General features: G+C 65.7%; 18 protein-coding genes. 10 read left to right on the forward strand and 8 right to left on the reverse strand.

Annotation, left to right across the window (positions count from 1 at the left end):
• Positions 1-92: 92 nt before the first annotated feature.
• The 4 genes from tpx to KSS95_RS16930 all read right to left on the reverse strand — a co-directional run bounded on the left by tpx (position 93) and on the right by KSS95_RS16930 (position 4823).
• A complete protein-coding gene (gene tpx / locus KSS95_RS16915; RefSeq protein WP_217848216.1) occupies positions 93-593 on the reverse strand; it encodes a thiol peroxidase in 501 nt (166 codons plus the stop codon).
• A gap of 166 nt (positions 594-759) precedes the next feature.
• Positions 760-2040 (reverse strand): serine/threonine transporter, encoded by a 1281-nt coding sequence (locus KSS95_RS16920; RefSeq protein ID WP_217848217.1) that lies wholly within the window; start codon positions 2038-2040, stop codon positions 760-762.
• Positions 2041-2280: 240 nt separating this feature from the next.
• Positions 2281-3477 carry an amino acid aminotransferase gene (locus KSS95_RS16925; protein ID WP_217848218.1) on the reverse strand — a complete coding sequence of 399 codons (1197 nt, stop codon included), beginning with the start codon at positions 3475-3477 and terminating at the stop codon, positions 2281-2283.
• A 320-nt stretch (positions 3478-3797) separates the two neighbouring features.
• Positions 3798-4823, reverse strand: coding sequence for an Ldh family oxidoreductase (locus KSS95_RS16930; RefSeq protein WP_217848219.1), 1026 nt, complete (start codon positions 4821-4823; stop codon positions 3798-3800).
• Between the two features lie 143 nt (positions 4824-4966).
• Here KSS95_RS16930 and KSS95_RS16935 point away from each other — a divergent pair, with 143 nt between their 5' ends.
• The 7 genes from KSS95_RS16935 (at position 4967) to KSS95_RS16965 (ending at position 11605) form a co-directional block, all read left to right on the forward strand.
• Entirely contained in the window at positions 4967-5839 is an 873-nt protein-coding gene (locus tag KSS95_RS16935) for a MurR/RpiR family transcriptional regulator (RefSeq protein ID WP_217848220.1), read from the forward strand.
• 26 nt (positions 5840-5865) lie between these two features.
• Positions 5866-6618 carry a transporter substrate-binding domain-containing protein gene (locus tag KSS95_RS16940; protein ID WP_217848221.1) on the forward strand — a complete coding sequence of 251 codons (753 nt, stop codon included), beginning with the start codon at positions 5866-5868 and terminating at the stop codon, positions 6616-6618.
• A gap of 113 nt (positions 6619-6731) precedes the next feature.
• Positions 6732-7451, forward strand: a complete 720-nt coding sequence (locus KSS95_RS16945) for an ABC transporter permease (protein ID WP_217848222.1) — start codon at positions 6732-6734, stop codon at positions 7449-7451.
• Positions 7448-8158, forward strand: a complete 711-nt coding sequence (locus KSS95_RS16950; protein WP_217848223.1) for an ABC transporter permease — start codon at positions 7448-7450, stop codon at positions 8156-8158. The genes KSS95_RS16945 and KSS95_RS16950 overlap by 4 nt, the downstream gene beginning before the upstream one ends.
• A gap of 16 nt (positions 8159-8174) precedes the next feature.
• The gene (locus KSS95_RS16955; protein WP_217848224.1) at positions 8175-9419 is read left to right on the forward strand and encodes an FAD-dependent oxidoreductase; all 1245 of its coding nucleotides are present in this window, start codon (positions 8175-8177) and stop codon (positions 9417-9419) included.
• 23 nt (positions 9420-9442) lie between these two features.
• Positions 9443-10225: an amino acid ABC transporter ATP-binding protein gene (locus KSS95_RS16960; protein ID WP_302467654.1), complete on the forward strand. Its 783-nt coding sequence runs from the start codon at positions 9443-9445 to the stop codon at positions 10223-10225.
• Positions 10226-11230: 1005 nt separating this feature from the next.
• Positions 11231-11605, forward strand: a complete 375-nt coding sequence (locus KSS95_RS16965; RefSeq protein WP_217848225.1) for a DUF2784 domain-containing protein — start codon at positions 11231-11233, stop codon at positions 11603-11605.
• Here the strand turns inward: KSS95_RS16965 and tam are convergent.
• The gene (gene tam / locus KSS95_RS16970) at positions 11582-12358 is read right to left on the reverse strand and encodes a trans-aconitate 2-methyltransferase (protein ID WP_217848226.1); all 777 of its coding nucleotides are present in this window, start codon (positions 12356-12358) and stop codon (positions 11582-11584) included. The genes KSS95_RS16965 and tam overlap by 24 nt on opposite strands.
• Before the next feature lie 118 nt (positions 12359-12476).
• On the opposite strand from tam, the gene KSS95_RS16975 reads away from it, so the two are divergent.
• On the forward strand, positions 12477-12929 hold the full coding sequence (locus KSS95_RS16975; protein WP_217848227.1) for a FecR domain-containing protein: 453 nt from the start codon (positions 12477-12479) through the stop codon (positions 12927-12929).
• A gap of 54 nt (positions 12930-12983) precedes the next feature.
• On the opposite strand, the gene KSS95_RS16980 is transcribed toward KSS95_RS16975, so the two are convergent.
• Complete coding sequence (locus KSS95_RS16980) at positions 12984-14393, reverse strand: amino acid permease (protein WP_134694138.1); 1410 nt, start codon at positions 14391-14393, stop codon at positions 12984-12986.
• 431 nt (positions 14394-14824) lie between these two features.
• On the opposite strand from KSS95_RS16980, the gene KSS95_RS16985 reads away from it, so the two are divergent.
• Together KSS95_RS16985 and KSS95_RS16990 are read left to right on the forward strand one after the other, a co-directional pair.
• Positions 14825-16243 carry an aminotransferase-like domain-containing protein gene (locus tag KSS95_RS16985; RefSeq protein ID WP_217848228.1) on the forward strand — a complete coding sequence of 473 codons (1419 nt, stop codon included), beginning with the start codon at positions 14825-14827 and terminating at the stop codon, positions 16241-16243.
• A gap of 170 nt (positions 16244-16413) precedes the next feature.
• Positions 16414-18606 (forward strand): ATP-binding protein, encoded by a 2193-nt coding sequence (locus KSS95_RS16990; protein ID WP_217848229.1) that lies wholly within the window; start codon positions 16414-16416, stop codon positions 18604-18606.
• A 763-nt stretch (positions 18607-19369) separates the two neighbouring features.
• On the opposite strand, the gene KSS95_RS16995 is transcribed toward KSS95_RS16990, so the two are convergent.
• On the reverse strand, positions 19370-21526 hold the full coding sequence (locus KSS95_RS16995) for an ATP-binding protein (RefSeq protein WP_437179556.1): 2157 nt from the start codon (positions 21524-21526) through the stop codon (positions 19370-19372).
• A gap of 85 nt (positions 21527-21611) precedes the next feature.
• Positions 21612-22244: a LysE family translocator gene (locus KSS95_RS17000; RefSeq protein WP_134694142.1), complete on the reverse strand. Its 633-nt coding sequence runs from the start codon at positions 22242-22244 to the stop codon at positions 21612-21614.
• Positions 22245-22282: the final 38 nt, after the last annotated feature.

The following is a 22282-nucleotide window of genomic DNA, read 5'->3' on the forward strand; positions in this document are numbered from 1 at the left end:
ATTTTAAATGAAAACGGCCTGGAGCAGGGTCCAGGCCGTAACCGCGTGTAACCAGGTGCGCGGGCAAGCCCGCTGCCACAGGGTGGCGCGACTTACTTCAGCACCGCCAGCGCCGCCTCGTAGTTCGGCTCGTTGGCGATTTCGCCCACCAGCTCGGCGTGCAGCACCTTGTCCTGCTCGTCCAGAACCACCACCGCACGGGCAGCCAGGCCGGCCAGCGGGCCGTCGGCGATGGCGACGCCGTAGTTCTGCAGGAACTCGACACCACGCAGGGTCGACAGGTTCTTCACGTTCTCCAGGCCTTCGGCGCCGCAGAAACGCGCCTGGGCGAACGGCAGGTCGGCGGAGATGCACAGCACCACGGTATTGGCGAGGTCATTGGCCTGGGCGTTGAACTTGCGCACCGAGGTGGCGCAGGTCGGGGTGTCGACGCTTGGGAAGATGTTCAGCACCTTGCGCTTGCCGGCAAAGTCTTTCAGCGACTTGTCGGACAGGTCGCCAGCGACCAGGGAGAAGGCTGGCGCCTGGGCACCGGCCTTGGGCAGCTCGCCTTTGACCTGTACCGGGTTGCCTTTGAGAGTCACTTGAGCCATGGCGGAAATCCTTATGCGGGTTTGGAAAAAGACCCCGAGTTAAGCATGAAGCCGCGCAAGTGCCTATAAGCAAAGATGAAATTGTTGTATTGCCAGACAATTATCGTGGACAAAAAAATGCCCGGGTGGCGACAAGACACCCGGGCATTACGCTGTCAGCGCGGCATCAGGCCAGCAGGCCGTACACCACCGAGGTCAGGGCCACCAGGCCAACGACCACCACGAACAGGTTGGACAGCGCACCGCTGTACTTGCGCATCGAAGGTACGCGGCGAATGGCGTACATCGGCATCAGGAACAGCAGCACGGCGATGATCGGCCCGCCGAGGGACTCGATCATGCCCAGGATGCTCGGGTTGAGGGTGGCGACGATCCAGCACACCACCAGCATCAACGCGGCGACCACGCGATCCAGGGCCTTGGCGCCCGGGCGCATGCCGGCCTTGGTGATCATGCCCTTGAGACCTTCGCTGGCACCGATGTAGTGGCCCAGGAACGACTTGGCGATGGCGATGAAGGCAATCAACGGCGCGGCGAAGGCGATGGCCGGTTGCTCGAAGTGGTTGGCCAGGTATGACAGGATCGACAGGTTCTGTGCCTTGGCCTCGGCCAGCTGGGCGCTGTCGAGGGTCAGCACGCAGCTGAACACGAAGAACAGCACCATCAGCACCATCAGCAGGTGGGCGCGACGCAGGATCTGGCCGCTGCGCTCATCGGCATGCTCGCCGTAGCGACGCTTCTGGTCGACGGCAAAGGCCGAGATGATCGGCGAGTGATTGAACGAGAACACCATCACCGGGATCGCCAGCCACACGGTGTGCAGGAAGGCCGAACCCGACGGCACCTGGGTGGCGGTGTCGAGGATGCCACCGGTCCAGTGCGGCACCAGGTACAGCGCCAGCAGCGCCAGGGCGACGATGAACGGATAGACCAGCAGGCTCATGACCTTGACCGTGGCCTGCTCGCCGCAGCGCACGATGCCCAGCAGGCCGAGGATCAGCAGGAACGACAGGATCGCCCGCGGCGGTGGCGCCATGTGCAACTGGTGCTCCATGAAGCTGCTGACGGTGTTGGTCAGGGCCACGCTGTAGATCAGCAGGATGGGGAAGATGGCGAAGAAGTACAGCACGGTGATCAAGGCCCCGGCAGTGATGCCGAAGTGCTCCTCGACCACGTCGGTGATGTCGCCGCCCTTGCTCCCGGAGAGCACGAAGCGGGTCAGCCCGCGGTGGGCGAAGTAGGTCATCGGGAAGGCCAGCGCGGCGAGCACCAGCAACGGCCAGAAGCCGCCGAGGCCGGCGTTGATCGGCAGGAACAGGGTCCCGGCGCCGATGGCCGTGCCGAACAGGCCCAGCATCCAGGTGGTGTCTTGACGCGACCAGCTGCCGAGGGTGGCGGGGGTCGATTCTACAAAGCGTTGTTCAACGCTTGGGGCCTGCTCATTCATTCCGGGTGAAGCTCCACTCGCAAGACTGCAACAGGCTGAGAATGGCGAAATAGACGTTTCGCCCAACTCAACCGGGGAAGAGAGGCGCGATTGTGCATGCAAAGGTTGCACTTGGGGAAGCCCCGCCCGAGGGACGGTTGCACTTGTCTTTACAAGAAAAGAAAACCCGGACAGCCTCGTTCGCCGGCAAGCCGGCTCCTACAGGGCGCGTAGGAGCCGGCTTGCCGGCGAACGGCTGGGTTACTTCTGCACGGCGGCGAACGCCTCGGCCACCTGGCGCAGGTTGGCCGGACGCAGGCCGGACATGCACACCCGGCCACTGTCGATCAGGTACACGCCGAACTCGTCACGCAGGCGACGCACCTGCTCGACGCTGAAGCCGGTGTAGCTGAACATGCCGCGCTGGCGCAGGAAGAACTGGAAGTCCTGGCCCGGCAGCAGCTCGCCAAGCAGGTCGACCAGGCCCTGGCGCATGGCCAGGATACGCGTGCGCATCACTTCGACTTCCGCCACCCACTGGGCGTTGAGGCCGGCGTCGCCGAGCACGCCGGCCACCAGCTGCGCGCCGAAGAACGGCGGGCTGGAGTAATTGCGGCGCACGGTGGCCTTGAGCTGGCCGAGCACGCTGACAGCGCTGTCGGCGTCGTCGCAAACCACCGACAAGCCCCCTACCCGCTCGCCGTACAGCGAGAAGATCTTCGAGAACGAGTTGCTCACCAGGCACGGCACGCCGGCACGGGCCATCTCGCGGATGGCGTAGGCGTCGGCCTCCAGCGATTCGCTGAAGCCCTGGTAGGCGATGTCGAGGAACGGGATCAACTGGCGCGCCTTGACCACTTCGATCACTTGCTGCCACTGCTGCTGGTCGAGGTCGGCACCGGTAGGGTTGTGGCAGCACGGGTGCAGCAGCACGATGCTGTTGGCCGGCAGGGTCTGCAGGGTGTCGAGCATGCCGGCGAAGTTGACGCCGCGGCTGGCCTGGTCGAAGTACGGGTAGCTGTGCACCTTGAAGCCGGCGCCTTCGAAGATCGCCCGGTGGTTATCCCAGGTCGGGTCGCTGACCCAGACCTCGGAGCCGGCGAAGTAGCGCTTGAGGAAATCGGCGCCGACTTTCAGCGCGCCGGAGCCGCCGACGGTCTGCACGGTGGCCACGCGGCCAGCGCTGAGCGCGGGGTGCTCGGCGCCGAACAGCAGGGCCTGGATCGCCTGGCGGTAGCTGGCCAGGCCTTCCATGGGCAGGTACAGCGAGGCTTCGTGGGGTTGCCCGGCCAGGCGTTTTTCCACCTCGGCCACCGCCGCCAGCTGCGGTACCACGCCCGCTTCGTCGTAGTACAGGCCGATGCTCAGGTTGACCTTGTCGGCACGGGGATCGGCCTTGAAGGTTTCCATCAACGAGAGGATCGGGTCGCCGGCATAGGCATCGACATGTTTGAACACAGCGTGCAGCTCCTTGGTACGGATGGGTCGCGAATAGAAGATGGCATCGAGAATAGCGCCTGCCGGCGCGGGTTACATCCCCTGGCCGGCAATCGTATATGGCAGCGTTGCAAAGAGCCGCTGTCAACTCGCGTTCGCAGGGGGCTTGCCTGGCTGATGTTGGCCGGGAGGATTGCAGCGCCTGTCAGGTTGGGTTGGTGTTCTGCGAAAGAACGGCGGCGCCTGTCAGATCGAGCGCCGCGCGGGCGGCGCTCGATCTGATCGGCGCTGCAATTCGCTCGTCCAACACCTCGCAGCCCCACCCCAACCCCACCCCAACCTCACCCCACCAGCGCCTGCAACCCCACCCACTCCTGCTCGCTCAACGCCACCCCCTCCCGCCCGGCCACTTCGCGCTCGCGATAACGACGTTCCCCCGGCATCCGGCTCAGCCCCACCGCCTGCATCTGCTCCACCAGTTCACGGCTACGCAGGGCAAAACGCTCGCCCTCGGCCTTGGACGGGTCGATGACGATGAGCAACTGCCCGGTCCAGGGCGTCTTCGCCCCCGGGTGCCCGGACCAGTCGAACTCCCAGGAGAAATGCCCGCCGGTCAGCGCCGCCGCCAGCAGCTCGACCATCATCGACAGCGCCGAACCCTTGTGCCCGCCGAACGGCAACAAGGCGCCGCCGTCGAGGATCGCCTGGGGGTCGCAGGTCGGCTGGCCGCTGGCATCCACGCCCATGCCTTCGGGCAAGCGCTGCCCGGCTCGCGCGGCGATCTGCACATCGCCATGGGCCATGGCACTGGTGGCCATGTCGAACACGATCGGGTCGTGCCCGGCGCAAGGCGCGGCAAAGGCAATGGGGTTGGTGCCGAACAACGGCTGGCGCGCGCCATGGGGCACCACGCAGGTCATGCTGTTGACCACGCTCAGGGCCACCAGCCCCTGCTCGGCGAACGGCTCGACATCCGGCCACAAGGCGGCGAAATGGTGGGAGTTATGGATAGCCAGCACGGCGATACCGGCGCTGCGCGCCTTGTCCACCAGCAAGCGGCGGGCCGCGGCCAAGGCAGGCTGGGCAAAGCCACCGCGGGCGTCCACCCGCACATACCCCGAGGCCACATCGCTCACCAGCGGCTGGGCCTTGCCATCGACCCAGCCACTGGCCAGCGTCGAGACATAACCCGGTATGCGGAACACCCCATGGCTGTGGGCGCCATCGCGCTGGGCGCTGGCACAGTTGTGGGCAAGCACGGCGGCCACGGCCTCGCTGCAACCGTGGCGCTGCAAGATCGACTGCAACAGCGCCTGCAGCTCGGCAAACGGCACGCGCACGACTGCGCCGGTGGTAGGTGCGGACATCTGGAGCTCCTTTATTGGTATTGGATTCGCTACAGCGCAACGCCCTCGACTCTCCCGCGAATGACAGCTATCTGTCAAATATTGACTTGATGACAGAAAACGGCCATTTTCTTCTCCACGCCAGAAATCAGCCGGAGCCGTCCATGAGCCCATCGATCAGGCAACGCCTGGAAAGCAGCCTGCACAGCGCTGCCGCCTCGGGCCGCAAGATCGCCAGCTACATGCTCGCCAACCTGCATGAACTGCCGTTCCAGACCTCCGCCAGCATCGCCGCCAAGCTCGATGTCAGCGAGTCCAGTGTCGGCCGCTTCTGCCGCGCACTCGGCTATGCCCACCTCAAGGCGCTCAAGCAGGATTTGCAGAGCGACCTGGGCCAAGGCCCTTGGCTGGTAGGCGATCGCCTGCAGGAATACCGCCAGGCCGCCGCACCGTCGGACCACGACGGCTGCCTGGAAAAGGAAATCGCCGCGCTGGTGCGCGTGCACGAATACAGCCGCACCGAGGCCTGGCACCAGGTCGCCCGGCGCCTGGCCGATTCGCCACGGGTGTTCATCGCCGGCTTTCAGACCGAGCGCGGCGTGGCCATGTGCATGGCCCACCTGCTGCAATACCTGCGCGACGGCGTGCAACGGGTCGATGGCAGCGCCGGGCATTTCGGCGAAGTGCTGCTCGGCCAACCGCAGGCCAGCGCCCTGGTGGTGTTCGAGGCGCGTCGTTATTCACGCCATGCCCTGCAACTGTGCCAGCAGGCGCGCGCGCGGGGCATCCCGGTGACCCTGGTCACCGATACCTTCTGCGAGTGGGCCGACGACAACGCCGACGAGGTGTTCCGCATCCCCACCGAATTCAACCTGTTCTGGGAGTCCACCGCGACGATGCTGTCGTGGGTGCACCTGATGGTCAACGAGGTCTGCAAGAAGCTTGGACCGGACGTTGAAACACGCTTGGAAGCAACTGCCGCTCTACATAACGAGTTCGTCGGCTACACCTCGTGGCCGGCGGGCAAACAACAATAGCAAGAGTGCTGGTACAGAGGTGCAACATGAAAAGAACCCTGGCTATGGTGGGCGCGTGCGCCCTGCTGCTGGCGGGCCACGCCAGTGGCGAAACCCTGCGCTTCGCCACGGAAGGCGCGTACCCCCCGTTCAACTATGTCGATGCCGACAACAAGCTGCACGGCTTCGATGTCGACATCACCCAGGCCCTGTGCGCACAGATGAAGGTCGAATGCACCCTGGTGGCCCAGGACTGGGAAGGCATCATCCCGGCGTTGATGGCGCGCAAGTACGATGCCGTGGTGGCCTCGATGATCGATACCCAAGAGCGACGCAAGAAGATCGCCTTCACCGACCACTACTACCGCACCCCACTGACCGTGGCGGTGGCCAAGGATAGCCAGATCGACGACGCGCAGACCGACTTCAAGGGCTACACGGTCGGCGCGCAGTCCGCCTCGACCCAGGCAATCTACGCCGAGGACGTGTACGGCAAGGCCGGCGCGGACGTGAAGCTGTACCCGACCCTCGACGAAGCCAACGCCGACCTTGCCGCCGGGCGCCTGGACGGGGTGATCGCCGACAAGTTCCCGCTGCATGAGTGGCTGAACAAGAACGGCCAGGCCTGCTGCAAGATCCTCGGTGACGTCGACGGCACCAAGGCCGACGCGGCGATTGCCGTGCGCAAGGACGACCAGGCCCTGCGCACGCGGCTCAACGAAGCGCTGGCGGCCATCGTCGCCAATGGCACCTACCAGAAGATCGCGAGCAAGTACTTCGCCTTCGATATCTATAACTGATACGAATCCTGTGGCTGCTGCGCAGCCCTTTCGCGATACAAGGCCGCTCCCACAAGGCGTGCGCGGTTCCTGTGGGAGCGGCCTTGCGCCCCGCCGACCTCGAGGATGTACCCATGCTCGATCAACTCTCGCTGCTCTCCTTCGCCAGCGGCGGCTGGGGCCAGGCGCTGCTGGCCGGTGCCCTGGTCACCGTGTCGCTGGCCCTGGCCTGCCTGCCCATCGGCCTGCCCCTGGGGCTGCTGGTGGCCCTGGCGGCGCGCTCGCGCAAACGCCTGCCACGGGCCTGGGCCACCACCTTTTCCACGGTGTTCCGCGGCCTGCCCGAACTGCTTACGCTGCTGATCATCTACTACGGCTGCCAGATCGCCGCGCAGAAGATCCTCGCCGCCCTGGGCTATGAAGGCGAGGTGCTGATCAATACCTTCCTCGCCGCCATGGCCGCCTTCAGCCTGGTGTTCGCCGCCTTCTCCAGCGAGATCTGGCTGATGGCCTTCAAGACCCTGCCCAAGGGTCAGCTCGAGGCCTGCTCGGCCCTGGGCCTGAGCCGGCGCACGGCGTTTTTCAAAGTGCAACTGCCGCAACTGGCGCGCATCGCCCTGCCGGGCTTGTCGAACAACTGGCTGAGCCTGCTCAAGGACACCTCGCTGGTCTCGACCATCTCGCTGATCGACCTGATGCGCCAGACCAACCTGGCGGTCAGCGTGACCAAGCAGCCGATGCTGTTCTATGGCGTGGCGTGCCTGGTCTACCTGCTGTTCTCGGCGCTTTCGGGGCGGGTCTTCGCCCTGCTGGAGCGACGTAGCAACCGCCACCTGCAAGGAGCCCGGCCATGACCTTCGAGCAATTGCTGGCCTATGTGCTCGACCCCGACCTGCTGGAACGCTACGGCGCTCGCTTCATCGACGGGCTGCTGGTGACCGCCAAGCTGGTGGCGATCTCGTTCACCCTCGGCGCGCTGCTGGGCATGCTGCTGGCCCTGGCGCGGATGTCGCGCAGCACCGCCCTGCGACGCCTGGCCGCCGGCTATGTGTATTTCTTCCGTGGCTCGCCGCTGCTGGCCCAGCTGTTCTTGCTGTACTACGGGCTGGGCTCGCTCAAGGGTTTCTGGCAGGACCTCGGGCTGTGGTGGTTCTTCCGCGAAGCCTGGTACTGCGCCCTGCTCGCCTTCACCCTCAACACCGCCGCCTACCAGGCCGAGATCTTCCGTGCCAGCCTGATGGCCGTCGCCCCCGGCCAGTACGAAGCGGCCCGGGCCCTGAACCTCAAGCGCTCGACCACCTTCTTCAAGGTGGTGCTGCCGCAGTCGCTGCTGGTGGCCATCGGCCCACTGGGCAACGAGCTGATCATGATGATCAAGGCCAGCGCCATCGCCTCGCTGGTGACCATCTACGACCTGATGGGGGTGACCAAGCTGGCCTTCTCGCGCAGCTTCGACTTCCAGATCTACCTGTGGGCGGCAGTGCTGTACCTGCTGATCGTGGAGATCGTCCGGCGCGCGCTGAAACACCTGGAGGCCCGCCTGGGCCGCCACCTGAACTGATTGAAGGAAGGTTTCCATGTATTGCCAGACCATCGTCCTGGGCGCCGGCATCGTCGGTGTCTGCACCGCCCTGCACCTGCAAGCCCGCGGGCGCCAGGTGATCCTCATCGACCGCGACGAGCCCGGCAGTGGCACCAGCCATGGCAACGCCGGGCTGATCGAACGCTCCAGCGTGATTCCCTATGCCTTCCCGCGCCAGTTCAGCGCCTTGCTGCGCTACGGCCTGAACCGCCAGCCCGACGTGCGCTACAGCCTTGCCCACCTGCCCAAGGCGGCGCCCTGGCTGCTGCGCTACTGGCAGCAGTCGGCGCCGGGGCGCCTGGCCAAGGCCGCGGCAGACATGCTGCCGCTGGTGCAGCGCAGCGTCGAGGAACACGACGCGCTGATCGAGGCCGCCGGCCTGCAGGCCCTGGTCCAGGCCAAGGGCTGGATCGAGGTGTACCGCGACGACGCCTTGTTCGCCAAGGCCAAGCAGGAGCTGCCGGGCCTGGCCCGTTATGGCCTGCGCTACGAAATCCTCGATCGCGCGGCGCTGCAGGCCCGTGAGCAACAGCTCGACGGCGACGTCAAGGGGGGCATCCACTGGCTCGACCCGAAGACCGTGAGCAACCCCGGTGGCCTCACCCGCGGCTATGCGGCGCTGTTCGTCCAGCGCGGCGGGCAGTTCCTTCACGGCGATGCCCGCAGCCTGCGCCAGGTCGCGGGTGGCTGGCAGCTGGACAGCCGCCGTGGCACGGTCAGCGCCGACGAGGTGGTGGCCTGCCTGGGCCCGCAGTCGGCCGAGCTGTACGAGCGCCTGGGCTACCACTTCCCGCTGGGCATCAAGCGCGGCTATCACATGCACTACAGCACCCGCGACGGCGCCGAACTCAACCATTCGCTGTGCGACACCCAGGGCGGCTACGTGCTGGCGCCGATGGCCCGGGGCGTGCGCCTGACCACGGGCATCGAGTTTGCCGCCAGCGACGCCGCCGTCAACGAAATCCAGCTGCGCCGCTGCGAGGCGCTGGCGCGCAAGCTGTTCCCGGCCCTGGGCGAGCGCCTGGACGACAAACCCTGGCTGGGCCGTCGCCCGTGCCTGCCGGACATGCGCCCGGTGATCGGCCCGGCGCCGCGGCACCGCAACCTGTGGTTCAACTTCGGCCACGCCCACCACGGCCTGACCCTGGGCCCGGTCAGTGGCCGCCTGCTGGCGGAGCTGCTGACCGGCGCGCCCCCCTTCACCGACCCGGCGCCCTACAGCGCCGCGCGTTTCGACTGACGACCCTGCGGGAGAACAACAACATGACCGCCCCCTTGAGCCTTGCCAGCCTGTCCCCTGCCCCCGACCCGCGCCCGGAGCTGATCCGCATCGAGGGTCTGAACAAGCATTACGGTGCTTTCCATGTGCTGCACGATATCGACCTGTCGGTGCGCGAGGGCGAGCGTATCGTGCTCTGCGGCCCGTCGGGCTCGGGCAAGTCGACGCTGATTCGCTGCATCAATCGCCTGGAGGTCGCCGAGCAGGGCAGCGTCCAGGTAGCGGGCATCGACCTGGCGGGCAACAGCCGCCAGGCCAGCCAGGTACGCAGCGAGATCGGCATGGTGTTCCAGCACTTCAACCTGTTCCCGCACATGAGCGTGCTCGACAACTGCCTGCTGGCGCCGATGAGCGTGCGGGGCTTGTCGCGCCGGGAGGCCGAGGAGCGCGCGCGGCTGTACCTGAGCAAGGTGGGTATCGAGAACCAGGCGCACAAGTACCCCAGCCAGCTTTCCGGTGGGCAGCAGCAGCGCGTGGCGATTGCCCGGGCGCTGTGCATGAAGCCGCGGATCATGCTGTTCGACGAGCCGACCTCGGCGTTGGACCCGGAGATGGTCGCCGAGGTGCTGGAGGTGTTGGTGCAGTTGGCGGACACCGGGATGACCATGCTGTGCGTGACCCACGAGATGGGGTTTGCCCGGCAAGTGGCGCAGCGGGTGCTGTTTCTTGAGGGCGGGCAGATCATCGAGGACAGCAGCCCGCAAGTGTTCTTCGGACAGCCCCGGACGGCGCGGGCGCAGGCGTTCTTGAAGCAGATCCTGCACTAGCGATTAACGGCCTTTCAGGCCAGAACCAATGCTCGCTGTTGCTGTTGCTGTTGCTGTTGCTGTCACCGATCAAAAGGCTAGCGTCAACCCCAGCCAGCGACAGCTGCGCCAGTGCAGGCGCCGCGCGTAACTTCGCGACTTCAGGAGGCCGAACGCAGGCCTTGCGTAGGGAGGTGACGGGCATGGATGCCCGTCAAGCGCTGGGGCCCAGGATGGGCCCTACAGCGCGGTCCTCCCGGGAGCAAGGCCGGAGTGAGGGAACCCGGAGCGGAGCGTAGGGCCGGATGAATGGAGCGCAGCGTTTTTTGGTTACTTTTTGTCGCGTTTGACAAAAAGTGACTCGCCGTAAGGGCGAAAAGGTGATTAAGCGTCGATATAGCAAATGAATGCGTTTACATCTGTGAATACCCACGCCGATTGACTTTGACTTTGACTTTGACTTTGACTTTCAGAGCGTGAGTTTTGAAAGCTATACGCGTATTCATTGGCGATGGCGACGCATAGTCACCTTTCCGCCCTTACGGCGGGTCCCTTTTTTAAGGATCAAAAAGGAACCAAAAAATCCTCGCTCCATTCATCCGGCCCCTACGCTGCGCTCCGGGGTCCCCTCGCTCCGTTCTTGCTCCCGTGGGTACCGCGCTGTACGCCCCATCCTGGGGCGCAGCGCTCGACGGCCATCCATGGCCGTCGCCCCACTACGCAAGAACTCCACTCGGCCTCCTGAAGTCGCAATTGGCGGCGCCTGAACTATCGCGCGCTTAGAAGCAAAATCAAAAACAGAGCAAGAGCAAGAGCAAGAGCAAGAGCAAGAGCAAGAGCAAGAGCAAGAGCAAGAGCAAGAGCAAGAGCAAGAGCAAGAGCAAGAGCATTCTGTCGCCGTCAAAACGACTGGGCGTCGACATCGCCAATGAATGCGCATACAACGCTTAAAAGCCCCCTCCAACCCCAAGCACCCAGTCACGAAAAACCGCCATACCCCACCGCCCACAACAAGGCCCCAACACCATGCTCTATCGCCTGGCCGCCGACGCCCTGGTCGTGCTTCACCTCTGCTTCATCCTGCTGGCCCTGTTCGGCGGCCTGATGGTGCTTTGGCGCCACCGCGCCCTGTTCATCCACCTTCCCGCCCTCGCCTGGGGCCTGGCCGTGGAAGGCCTGCACCTGCAATGCCCGCTCACCGACTGGGAAAACCACCTGCGCCGCGCCGCCGGCGACGCCGGCTACCCAAGCGGCTTCATCGAACACTACCTCTGGCCGCTGATCTACCCCGCCGGCCTGACCCCACAGATCCAACTCTGGCTCGGCGCCGCGCTATTGGCCATCAACCTTGGCATCTACGCCTATGTACTGCGGCACCTAGCGCGTCGCCACCACGAATAACCGCGGGAACGGCAACAGCACCTTGCCATCGCTGGCCGGCGGATAATCGCGCTGCATGGCCTGCAGATACAGTTGCAGGAAATCCCCCTGCTCCTGCTCATCCAGCCGCGCCAGGTACGGCCGCAACGCCGAACCCTTGAACCACTCCACCACCGCCTCGGCGCCGCCGGCCAACGGGTGGTGATAGGTCGTGCGCCACACATCCACCCGCGCGCACAGCGGGCTCAGCAGGTCGTAGTAAAACGCCGCGTTATGCCGCGCTGGCAAGCTGAAGTCAGCGAACTTGGCAGCCCAGGGCCCACGGCCGGCGATCTCGCGCAGCTGCCGGTGGGCCGGCTCGTCGAGGTTGTCCGGCGTCTGTACCGCCAGGCTGCCACCCTCGCTCAGTTGCCGCACCAGGTGCGGGTACAGGCTGCCGTGCTCCGCCAGCCATTGCAGCGAGGCATTGGCGAGGATCAAGTCCTGCGGCTCCTGGGCCGTCCAGCTGGCAATATCGGCGATTTCGCAGCGCACCCGGGGAATGCTCAGGCGCGGGCGCTGCCGGGCCTTGTCGATCATGTCGGCATCGCTGTCCAGCGCCGTGACCTGGGCATCGGCATGGCGCTGCAAGAGCACTTCGGTGGAGTTGCCCGGGCCGCAGCCCAGGTCGGTGGCATGGCGTACCGGGCGCGGCGGCACGGCGGCAAGCAGGTCGCGAACGGCGCGGGTACGTTCGTCTTCGAACAGCGAATACTGGGTGGCGGACCAAGCCATAGACAACGCTCCTTCGGTGGCGGTGCGCCTAGCATACGCCATCGCCAGGCATCACTGCGCGACAGAGCGGCAACCGACCCCGTATGCTCAGGCTCCATACCGCACGCCGAACGCCCCGATGAAAACCACCCTGGCCGTCATTCTCCTTGCCCTGGTCGCCGCCTGCGCCCTGCTCGGTTCGCCCTGGATGAGCCAGCGCTTCGACCTGGCCGACCTGCGCACCACGGCCAGCCAGCAGCTGTCGCGCCACCTGGACGATGGCACGCTGCTGGTGCTGCAGGCCAACAGCGCCGTCGACGTGGAGTACGACGGGCAACAACGGCGCGTCACCCTGCTCGAAGGCCGGCTTGCGGTGGACGTCGCCGATGACGACCCACGGCCGTTCCTGCTGGTTACCGAGCACGGCACCCTGGCCACCCACGACGCCCAGCTGTCGATGACCCGCCAGGGCGGCGCGGTCACTGCCAACCTGCAAGCCGGCAGCGCCGAACTCGACAGCGCCGGCCAACGCCTGCTGCTGCAAGCCGGCCAGTCGGTGCAATTCGACCGCAGCGGGCCGCGCACGCCATGAACGCAAACGGCCGGGCCCCCTGCAGGACCCGGCCGCCCTATAACTCAATGGCGCTTAATGCGTCTTGGCGCCCCGCATCTGGTGCACCACGCCCATGGCTACCACGATCGCCGCGGCGATACCGGTGGAGATCACCAGGATCTGGTAGTCCGGCATGAACGCCATGGTCACCAGCGCGGCAATGATGAAGGCGATCACCAGGTAGGTCAGCCATGGGAACAACCACATTTTCAGGCGCACTTCCTTGCCCTCGGCAATCAGCTTGCGGCGCATGCGCAGCTGCGAGAAGGCGATCACCAGGTACACCAGCAAGGCAATCATGCCGGTGGTGTTCATCAGCGTTTCCAGCACATCCTTCGGCCGCAGGGTCTCGCTGAAGTTGATCAGCGCACAGAACACCGCCACCAGGCACGAGCCGATGATCGCGTTCACCGGCACCCCGGTACCAGTGCGGGTGAACTTGAACAGGCGCGGCGCATCGCCACGCTGGGCCAGCGAGAACAGCATGCGCGAAGCGGTGTAGTGGCCGGAAATCAGGCAACTGCTCACCGAGGTCAGCACCACGAAGTTCATCAGCAGCTCGGCATAGGGCACGCCCAGCAGCTCGAGGGTCCGCCGGTAGGCGCCATAGCCGGAAACGCCCAACTGCGGGTCGTTCCACGGCACCAGGCAGACGATCAGGAAGATCGAGCCGACGTAGAACAGGCACACCCGCCAGACCACCGAGTTGGTCGCCTTGACGATCTGCGTGGCCGGGTCCTTGGCTTCGGAGGCGGCGATGGTGACGATCTCGGCGCCGAGGAAGGCGAACATCACCCCCAGCAACGCGCCAATCACCGTGGTGATGCCGTTGGGCATGAAGCCTTCGGCGGTCAGGTGGCTGATGCCGCGCACTTCACCGAACTGCCAGACATTCATCACCGCCGCGGTGCACACCACCAGGAAACAGACGATCGCCACCACCTTGATCAGCGCGAACCAGAACTCGAACTCGCCGTAGTGCTTGACGTTGAAGAAGTTGACGGTGATCAGCAGCAAGGTCGTGGCCAGCACGAACACGTTGACGCTGACATCGGGGAAGAAGCCGTGCAGGATCTTGCCCGCCACATAGGCTTCCCAGGCCATCAGGATCACCCAGTACCACCAGTACAGCCAGCCGATGGTGAAGCCGGCCCAGCGGCCGATGGCGCGGTCGGCGTAGGTGGAGAACGAGCCCGTGTCGGGCGATGAGGTGGCCATCTCGCCGAGCATGCGCATGATCAGCACCACCAGGATGCCACCGGCCAGGTAGGCCAGCACGGCCGCCGGGCCGGCGCTGTGGATCACGCTGCCGGAACCGACGAACAAGGCGCCGCCGATCACCCCGGCGATGGACATCATCGTCAGGTGGCGCGACTTCAACGAGGCGCTGAGCTTGCTCTCGTGCCCGTCCTTCGCGGTGGTGGATGTGGATGTAGCTTCCATCAGTCAATTACCCCGTGCTTCTTTTTATCCAAGGAAAAACTGTGAAACCCCGATGGCTATCGGACTCACCTGTACATCAGTGCGGGCAGGGAGGTGTGCGGTGCACACGCAGGCCATCCGTGGCGGCCTGCTTACGCGGCCAGGGCGCGGACCCTGGTCGAACTGAACCATGCTGGGGACGGGCACTGGGCGCCCGGCCTCGGGAAAAGAGGGTGCGAGACGAGGCTCGACTGAGGTGCAGCGATATTGTGATTATTCATGGCGCTGTCGCGTGCTGTGTTGGCGATATCTGACACGTAATGTAAAAATGTCGAACACTTTGAGCCATGCACAGCGGCACGATTTACGCACTGCACTGTACAGGTCGCCCATGCAATACACCTGCGATGCCCAGCAGACGCCTGCCGTCTGGCACACCTGAAGGCCCCTGAATGCTCCAGCTACATCCGGACTCCGCCACCCCGCTGGTCAACCAGATCATCGATGGGCTGCGCGCCCTGATCGACGACCAGACCCTCAAGCCCGGGGCCAAGGTGCCGTCGATCCGCGCCTTCGCCGCCACCTATTCGGTGAGCACCTTCACCGTGGTCGAGGCCTACGACCGCCTGGTGGCCCAGGGCCTGCTGGTGAGCAAGGGCAATGCCGGCTTCTTCGTCAATCGTGCGGCGAACGAGCTGTTGGACGCGCAGCAGCTCGAGGCCGATACCGCCCGTCCGACCTTCAACTCCGAGTGGTACCTGCAGCAGATCTTCGAAATCCGCCAGCTGCCGTACAAGCCCGGTTGCGGCTGGTTGCCCAATGAGTGGATGTACGAGGAAGGCCTGCGCCGCGGCTTGCGCCAGGTGGCCGGCAGCCCGCTGGAGCTGTCGGGCTACGGCGACCCCATGGGCCTGCCCGAATTACGTGCCTTGACCGCGCAGAACCTGCAACAGGAGCTGTCGATCGTCGCCAACTCGGCGCAGCTGATGCTCACCCATGGCGCCAGCCAGGCCCTGGACCTGGCGGTGCGCACCCTGGTGCGCCCTGGCGACGTGGTGCTGGTGGACGATCCCGGCTACCCCAACCTGATGAGCATCCTGCGCACCCAGGGCGCCACCCTGGTGGGCGTGCCGCGCACCCCTGCCGGCTACGACCTCGACCAGCTCGAGCGCCTGCTGGCGCACCATCGCCCTACCGCGTTCTTCACCCAGCCGCACCTGCACAGCCCGACCTGCTCGCGCACGCCGCTGGCGCAGTTGCACCGCCTGCTGCAACTGGCCAGCCAGCACGGTTTTCGCCTGGTGGAGAACAACCTGTACGCCGACATGATCGCCGAGCCCCAGCCCTGCCTGGCCAGCCTCGATCACCTGCAGCAGGTGGTGTACGTCGGCAGTTACTCAAAGAGCATTTCACCCAACGTGCGGGTCGGCTACCTGCTGGCCAACCCCGAGCTGATGCAGCAGTTGCTGCACCTGAAGATGCGCTCGGGGCTGACCACCTCGCAGGTGATGGAACGGGTGGTGTACGCGGCGATCATCGATGGTCGCTGGCGCAAGCACCTCAAGCGCCTGCGCCAGCGTCTGGCCGAAGCACACCAGGAAGTCGGTCGGCACCTGCATCGGCTGGGCTTCGAGCTGTTCATCGAGTCGGACGAGGGCATGTACATCTGGACCCGCCACCCGGCGATTCCGGACAGCGCGGCGTTGCTCGACGATGCCCTGGAGCAAGGCATCATGCTCGGGCCCGGGCAGTTGTTCATGGTCGATGCCCAGGCCACCGGGTGGATGCGCTTTAACGTGGCGTTCAGTACCGATGCCTCGATGTGGGAGTTGCTGGAGAAGGTACTGGTCAAGCATGTGCGGCGGGGGTGATTCGAATTATTCGGGAGCGGCGCTGCGTTGATGGCTCGAGGTGAGCTAGCGACAGCTGCGTCAGTGCCTGGAGCGCAGTACTCGAGGTGGCAGCAACTGCATAAAGCACTCGCCAAGCGCCACATCTAGGTGCACCCTGATGATCTCGCACACAAGGACCAGCAACGTTCATGGCGAAATGGCTAGACGGCGGCGGGCTCATGGCCGAGCGCATCCGCAACCACGATTGGGCTGCCACCTCCCTGGGCCCGTTGCATACCTGGCCTGAAGTGCTCAAGACCAGCGTCGCCCTCTGCCTGGGCTCGCGTTTTCCGCAAGCCGTGCTGTGGGGCGAAGCCCTGATCACCCTGCACAACGACGCCTTCACCCAGATCCTCGGCGACAAGCCACTGGCCCTGGGGCGGCCGTTCAGCGAGGTGTGGCAGGAAGCCTGGAGCGACATCGCCCGCATGGCCCAACGCGCCCTGGAGGGCGAGGCGGTGTACATCGAGGACTTCCCGTTGCAGATCGAACGCCACGGCAGCCCGGAACGCGCCTACTTCACCTTCTGCTACAGCCCGATCCGCGACTACCACGGCAAGGTCGTCGGCATGCTCGACACCGTCACCGAAACCACCGCCAGCGTGATCGCCAACCGCCGCCTGAGCTTCCTCGACAACGTCGGGCGCGCCGTGGCCACGGCCACCGACCCGGAGCGGATCATGGCCACCACCACCCGCTTGCTCGGCGAACACCTGCAACTGTCGAGCTGTGCCTACGCAGTGGTCGAGCCCGATGAGGACAGGTTCACCATTTGCGGCGACTGGGTAGCCCCCGGCTCGCCCAGGCTGGTCGGCCAGTATCGCCTGGCTGATTTCGGTGGCCTGGCCGTCAGCCGCCTGCGCGCCGGCCTGGCGCTGGTGATCGATGACAACCTGGCGCAATTGCCCGCGCGCGAGGCCGCGACCTTCCAGGCCATTGGCATCACCGCGACCATTTGCATGCCGCTGGTCAAGGACGGTCGCCTGACCGCACTGATGGCCATCCACGACAAGTTCCCGCGCACCTGGAGCGCCTACGAGCAAACCCTGATCAGCGAAGTGACCGAACGTTGCTGGGCGCATATCCAACGGGTCCAGGCCAACGCCGAGGTGCGCGAGGCGATGCTCGCCCTCGAGGCCCTCAACGCCACCCTCGAGCAACGGGTCGAGGAGCGCACCGGGCAGTTGCTGCATACCGAGGCCATCCTGCGCCAGACCCAGAAACTCGAGGCCATCGGCCAGCTGACCGGCGGCGTGGCCCACGACTTCAACAACCTGCTGACCATCATTCGCTCCTCGCTGCACTTCCTGCAGCGCCCAGACCTCGACGAAACCCGCCGCAACCGCTATTTCAAGACGGTCTCCGATACCGTCGAGCGCGGCGCCAAGCTGACCGGCCAGTTGCTCGCCTTCGCCCGGCGCCAGGCCCTGAACCCGCAGGTGTTCGAAGCCGGGCCGCGACTCGAGGCCATGGCCGACATGCTCGATACCGCCACCGGCGCGCATATCCAGGTCAGCCTCGAGCTGCCAGAGGCCCCCTGCCATGTGCATGCCGACCTGGGCCAATTGGAGACGGCGGTGATCAACCTGATGATCAATGGCCGCGATGCCATGGCCGGCGCCGGGACCTTGCGCCTGCGCCTGGAGGCCAACCGCAGCCTGCCGGGCCTGCGCGGCCAGCCCGCGCAACAGGGGCCGTTCGCCGCCATCTCGGTGATCGACAGCGGCGTCGGCATCGCCCCACACCTGCTGGAACGCATTTTCGACCCGTTCTTCACCACCAAGGCGCCGGGCCAGGGCACCGGGCTTGGGCTGTCGCAGGTGTTCGGCTTCGTCAAGCAGTCGGGCGGCGAGGTGCAGGTCAGCAGCACCGAAGGCCAGGGCACCACCTTCACCCTCTACCTGCCGCAAGTGCCCCAGCCCGCGGTCCAGGCCGACACGCACAACGCCCAGCCCATGCCGCCAGGCGAGCGACGGCGGATCCTGGTGGTCGAGGACAACCCCGATGTTGGCAGCTTCACCGCGCAGATCCTGCGCGACCACGGCTACCAGATTCGCTGGGCGGCCAGCGCCGAAGAGGCCCTGGCGCAGCTCGCCGCCGGCCAGGCAGGGTTCGATGCGGTGTTTTCCGATGTGGTGATGCCGGGGATGGGCGGGCTGGCCCTGGCCCGTCAGCTACGGCAAAGCCATCCAGGGCTGCCGGTGATCCTTACCTCAGGCTACAGCGAGGCCATTGCCGAAGGTGGCCACCAGGGCTTCGCCTTCCTGGCCAAACCGTATTCAGCCGAGCAGGTGTGCAGGCTGCTGAACGAGGTGCTGCAGGCAGGCAACGCCGCCCTGTAGGCGCCGGCTTGCCGGCGAACCAGGCGCTGCGGTGGTTGCAACATGATGGCTTTGATTCAAGAGCGCCGGGGCTGCTTTGCAGCCCTTTCGCGACACAAGGCCGCTCCTACAGGCAACCGCGCCCCCCTGTAGGAGCCGGCCTTGCCGGCGAACCAGGCGCTGCGGTGGTTGCAACATGATGGCTTCGATTCAAGAGCGCCGGGGCTGCTTTGCAGCCCTTTCGCGACACGAGGCCGCTCCTACAGGTGACCGCGCACCCTGTAGGAGCCGGCTTGCCGGCGAACCAGGCGCTGCGGTGGTTGGAACATGATGGCTTCGATTTAAGAGTGCCGGGGCTGCTTTGCAGCCCTTTCGCGACACGAGGCCGCTCCTACAGGTGACCGCGCACCCTGTAGGCGCCGGCTTGCCGGCGAACCAGGCGCTGCGGTGGTTGCAACATGATGGCTTTGATTCAAGAGTGCCGGGGCTGCTTTGCAGCCCTTTCGCGACACAAGGCCGCTCCTACAGGTGACCGCGCACCCTGTAGGCGCCGGCTTGCCGGCGAACCAGGCGCTGCGGTGGTTGGAACATGATGGCTTCGATTCAAGAGCGCCGGGGCTGCTTTGCAGCCCTTTCGCGACACAAGGCCGCTCCTACAAGCAACCGCGCCCCCCTGTAGGAGCCGGCCTTGCCGGCGAACCAGGCGCTGCAGTGGTTGGAATCTGACGTTTGAATGCTAGAGGGCCGGGGCAAGCCCCCCTGCCCAAAAGCCAACCCCACCGCCTCAGCCCCTGCCGCGCAACAGCTGCGCCAGGCTCTGCGCCAGCTCATCCTGGCGGAACGGTTTGCGCAGCACCTCGAAACCATGCAGTTCGCGCGGCGTCAGGTTGGCATAGCCGGTGATGATCAGCACCGGCAGGTCCGCCAGGCGCTCGCGCACCTGCTGGGCGAAACGCACACCGGTCATCTCGGTCATGACATGGTCGGTCAGCAACAAATCCGGGCGTAGCCCCTGGTCAAGCAGGGCCAACGCCTGCAGCGGCCCCTCGGCCTCGCTCACCTCATACCCCAGGGCCTGCAACTGCATCTGCGTGGCATGGCGCACCAAGGCTTCATCATCCACCAGCAACACCCGCCGCACACGACCTGTCAGGGGCAGCTCGGCAGGCGCGCGGGCCACCTGGGGCGCTTCACCCACCGGCAACCACAGGGTCGCCTCGGTGCCCTGCCCGGCCCTTGAATGAATCGCAAAACCGCCACCGGACTGCAACGCCAGCCCCTGCACCATCGGCAAGCCCAGCCCGGTGCCGCGGCCTGCCCCCTTGGTCGAATAGAACGGCTCGACACAGCGCCCCAAAACCTCCTCGCTCATGCCGCAGCCGTTATCCTCCACCTGTAGCCAGACCTGACGCCCCGCCAAAGGGTTCGGCGCCTGGTGCCCATCGTCTTCACCCAGGCCTGCGCAAATGGTCAACTGGCCGCCTTCGGCCATTGCATCGCGGGCGTTGACCACCAGGTTGAGCACGGCCAGCTCCAACTGGTGCGGGTCCACCAGCACCCCGGGCAATGCCGTGTCGATACGAATGCGCAGGACGATGGTCGGCCCCAGCGAGCGGGTCATCAGTTCGTGCATGTCCTCGATCAGCGTGGCCAACGAGACCACCAAGGGTTTCAAGGTTTGCCGCCGGGCGAAGCTGAGCAGCCGCCCAACCAGGTTGCGCGCTCGCTCCGCGGCCTGCAGGCCGCCGTCGATCAGGCGCTCGGCGCGCTCCGGCTGCGGATGCCGGCGCAGCAGTTCGAGCGAGGCGATGATGGGCGTCAGCATGTTGTTGAGGTCGTGGGCGATACCGCCGGTGAGTTGGCCGACCATTTCCATCTTGCGCGCCTCATGCAACTGCAGCAGGGCAGACTCGCGCTGGGCCAGCATGCGCGCCACACGCTCCTCGAGGTTCTCGTTCAGCGCGTGCAGGGCGCGCTCGGCACGGGCATGGGTCAGCGCCGCCCAGACCTGCTTGGCGGTCTCCTCGACCAGCAGGCACTCATCCTCGCCGAACAGGTGCGAACCATGGAAGTGCACCGCGAGCATCGCCTCCAGGCGTTCGGCGCGCAGTACCGGAACATACAGGCTGGCGCCCCGCTGCGGCGTATCGGCCAGGTGCTCGTGACGCACCCGCTGGCCGGCCAGCAGCGCGCCGTACAGCGCCGGATCAAGGCCGGCGTAGGGGTTGTCGCCGACCAGCGAAGGCACCCCAGCGGCCCACTCCTGGCTTACCCGGTAGTGGCAGGCATCGCCCAGGTCCTCACCGAAGCACACCCGCGCCGCGCCCAGTTCCTCGCCCAGGCGGCGGATCGCGTGGGCCTCGATGCGCTCGGCATCGCCCAACCCCGGCAAGGCCTGGCGCAGCTCCAGCAAAAAGGCCTGGCGACGCTGGAAGCGCACCCGTTCGGTGGTATCGGTGACGATGCACAGCACCCCGCCGACGCTGCCGTCGGCCTCGCGTACCGCCGAGTAGGACACATCGAAATAGGTCGTCTCGCCCAGGCCCTGGCGTTCGATGTAGAACGGCCGGTCCTTGGCGGCGAACGTCCTGCCGGTCTCCCGCACGCCGCGCAGCAGCGGCTCCAGGTCGCTCCACAGCTCGCGCCAGTTTTCCTCGGCCGGCCGCGCCAGCGCCCGCGGGTGCTTGATACCGATACTCGGCCCGTAGGCATCGTTGTACAGGGCAATGTACTGCACGCCCCAGAACAGCACGATCTGCGCCTGGGCCGGCAACAGCATGGCCATGATCGCCTGCAGCCCCGGCGACCAAGCCTGTGGCGGCCCCAGGGGCGAATCACACCAGTCCATGGCGCGCAGCAGGCCACTGACCGCGTCGCTGCCCAGCAGGCAAGGCGGCGGTGACTTCAGGTTGACAGCTTTGCTCTGCTGGCGTGTTTTCATGTCTCGGTCATCCCGGGCACGTTGTCATCCCTGAGGGTAAGAAATCACCCGTGGGCAAAACGTTCCCTTGGCATTACCGCGACGTTCAGTGCCGCCCTTCGGCCAGCATGCGCAGGGCCAGCCCGGCCAGCACGGTGCCCATCAACCAGCGCTGCAACTGCTGCCACAAGGGCCGTCCGGCGAGAAACACGGCAATCGAGCCGGCCATCAAGGCGATCAGCGCGTTGACCGTGACGCTGATAGCGATCTGGGTAGTACCCAGCACCAGCGACTGCGCCAGTACGCTGCCGTGGCCCGGCTCGATGAATTGTGGCATCAGCGACAGGTACATGACGGCGATCTTGGGGTTGAGCAGGTTGGTCAGAAACCCCATGGCGAACAACCGGCGCGGGCTGTCGGCCGGCAGGTCGCGCACCTGGAACGGCGAGCGGCCGCCGGGGCGCAACGCCTGCCAGGCCAGGTACAGCAGGTACAAGGCACCGCCGATGCGCAAGGCGTCATAGGCAAACGGCACCGCCATCACCAGGGCGGTGATGCCCAGCGCGGCGCAAAGCATGTAGAAGATGAAGCCCAGGGCCACCCCGCCCAATGAAATCAGCCCTGCCACGCGGCCCTGACAGATGGAACGGGAAATCAGGTAGATCATGTTCGGCCCGGGGGTCAGGACCATGCCCAGGCTGATCAGGGCGAACGCTAACAGGTTGCTGGTTTCGGGCATCATGCACATCCTTGTTGTTGTGAGTGGGGCAAGTGTAT

The organism is Pseudomonas muyukensis (genome assembly GCF_019139535.1).
GTDB classification, from domain to species: domain Bacteria; phylum Pseudomonadota; class Gammaproteobacteria; order Pseudomonadales; family Pseudomonadaceae; genus Aquipseudomonas; species Aquipseudomonas muyukensis.

Bases quoted from the DNA above. Each gene is read 5' to 3' on its own strand.
- KSS95_RS16960 (WP_302467654.1), top strand. From the start codon at position 9,443: ATGACCGCCCCCTTGAGCCTTGCCAGCCTGTCCCCTGCCCCCGACCCG.
- KSS95_RS16995 (WP_437179556.1), bottom strand. From the start codon at position 21,526: ATGAAAACACGCCAGCAGAGCAAAGCTGTCAACCTGAAGTCACCGCCG.
- KSS95_RS16945 (WP_217848222.1), top strand. From the start codon at position 6,732: ATGCTCGATCAACTCTCGCTGCTCTCCTTCGCCAGCGGCGGCTGGGGC.
- KSS95_RS16920 (WP_217848217.1), bottom strand. From the start codon at position 2,040: ATGAATGAGCAGGCCCCAAGCGTTGAACAACGCTTTGTAGAATCGACC.
- tam (WP_217848226.1), bottom strand. From the start codon at position 12,358: ATGGCTTGGTCCGCCACCCAGTATTCGCTGTTCGAAGACGAACGTACC.
- KSS95_RS16950 (WP_217848223.1), top strand. From the start codon at position 7,448: ATGACCTTCGAGCAATTGCTGGCCTATGTGCTCGACCCCGACCTGCTG.
- KSS95_RS16955 (WP_217848224.1), top strand. From the start codon at position 8,175: ATGTATTGCCAGACCATCGTCCTGGGCGCCGGCATCGTCGGTGTCTGC.
- tpx (WP_217848216.1), bottom strand. From the start codon at position 593: ATGGCTCAAGTGACTCTCAAAGGCAACCCGGTACAGGTCAAAGGCGAG.
- KSS95_RS16965 (WP_217848225.1), top strand. From the start codon at position 11,231: ATGCTCTATCGCCTGGCCGCCGACGCCCTGGTCGTGCTTCACCTCTGC.
- KSS95_RS17000 (WP_134694142.1), bottom strand. From the start codon at position 22,244: ATGCCCGAAACCAGCAACCTGTTAGCGTTCGCCCTGATCAGCCTGGGC.
- KSS95_RS16990 (WP_217848229.1), top strand. From the start codon at position 16,414: ATGGCGAAATGGCTAGACGGCGGCGGGCTCATGGCCGAGCGCATCCGC.
- KSS95_RS16935 (WP_217848220.1), top strand. From the start codon at position 4,967: ATGAGCCCATCGATCAGGCAACGCCTGGAAAGCAGCCTGCACAGCGCT.
- KSS95_RS16980 (WP_134694138.1), bottom strand. From the start codon at position 14,393: ATGGAAGCTACATCCACATCCACCACCGCGAAGGACGGGCACGAGAGC.
- KSS95_RS16930 (WP_217848219.1), bottom strand. From the start codon at position 4,823: ATGTCCGCACCTACCACCGGCGCAGTCGTGCGCGTGCCGTTTGCCGAG.
- KSS95_RS16985 (WP_217848228.1), top strand. From the start codon at position 14,825: ATGCTCCAGCTACATCCGGACTCCGCCACCCCGCTGGTCAACCAGATC.
- KSS95_RS16940 (WP_217848221.1), top strand. From the start codon at position 5,866: ATGAAAAGAACCCTGGCTATGGTGGGCGCGTGCGCCCTGCTGCTGGCG.
- KSS95_RS16975 (WP_217848227.1), top strand. From the start codon at position 12,477: ATGAAAACCACCCTGGCCGTCATTCTCCTTGCCCTGGTCGCCGCCTGC.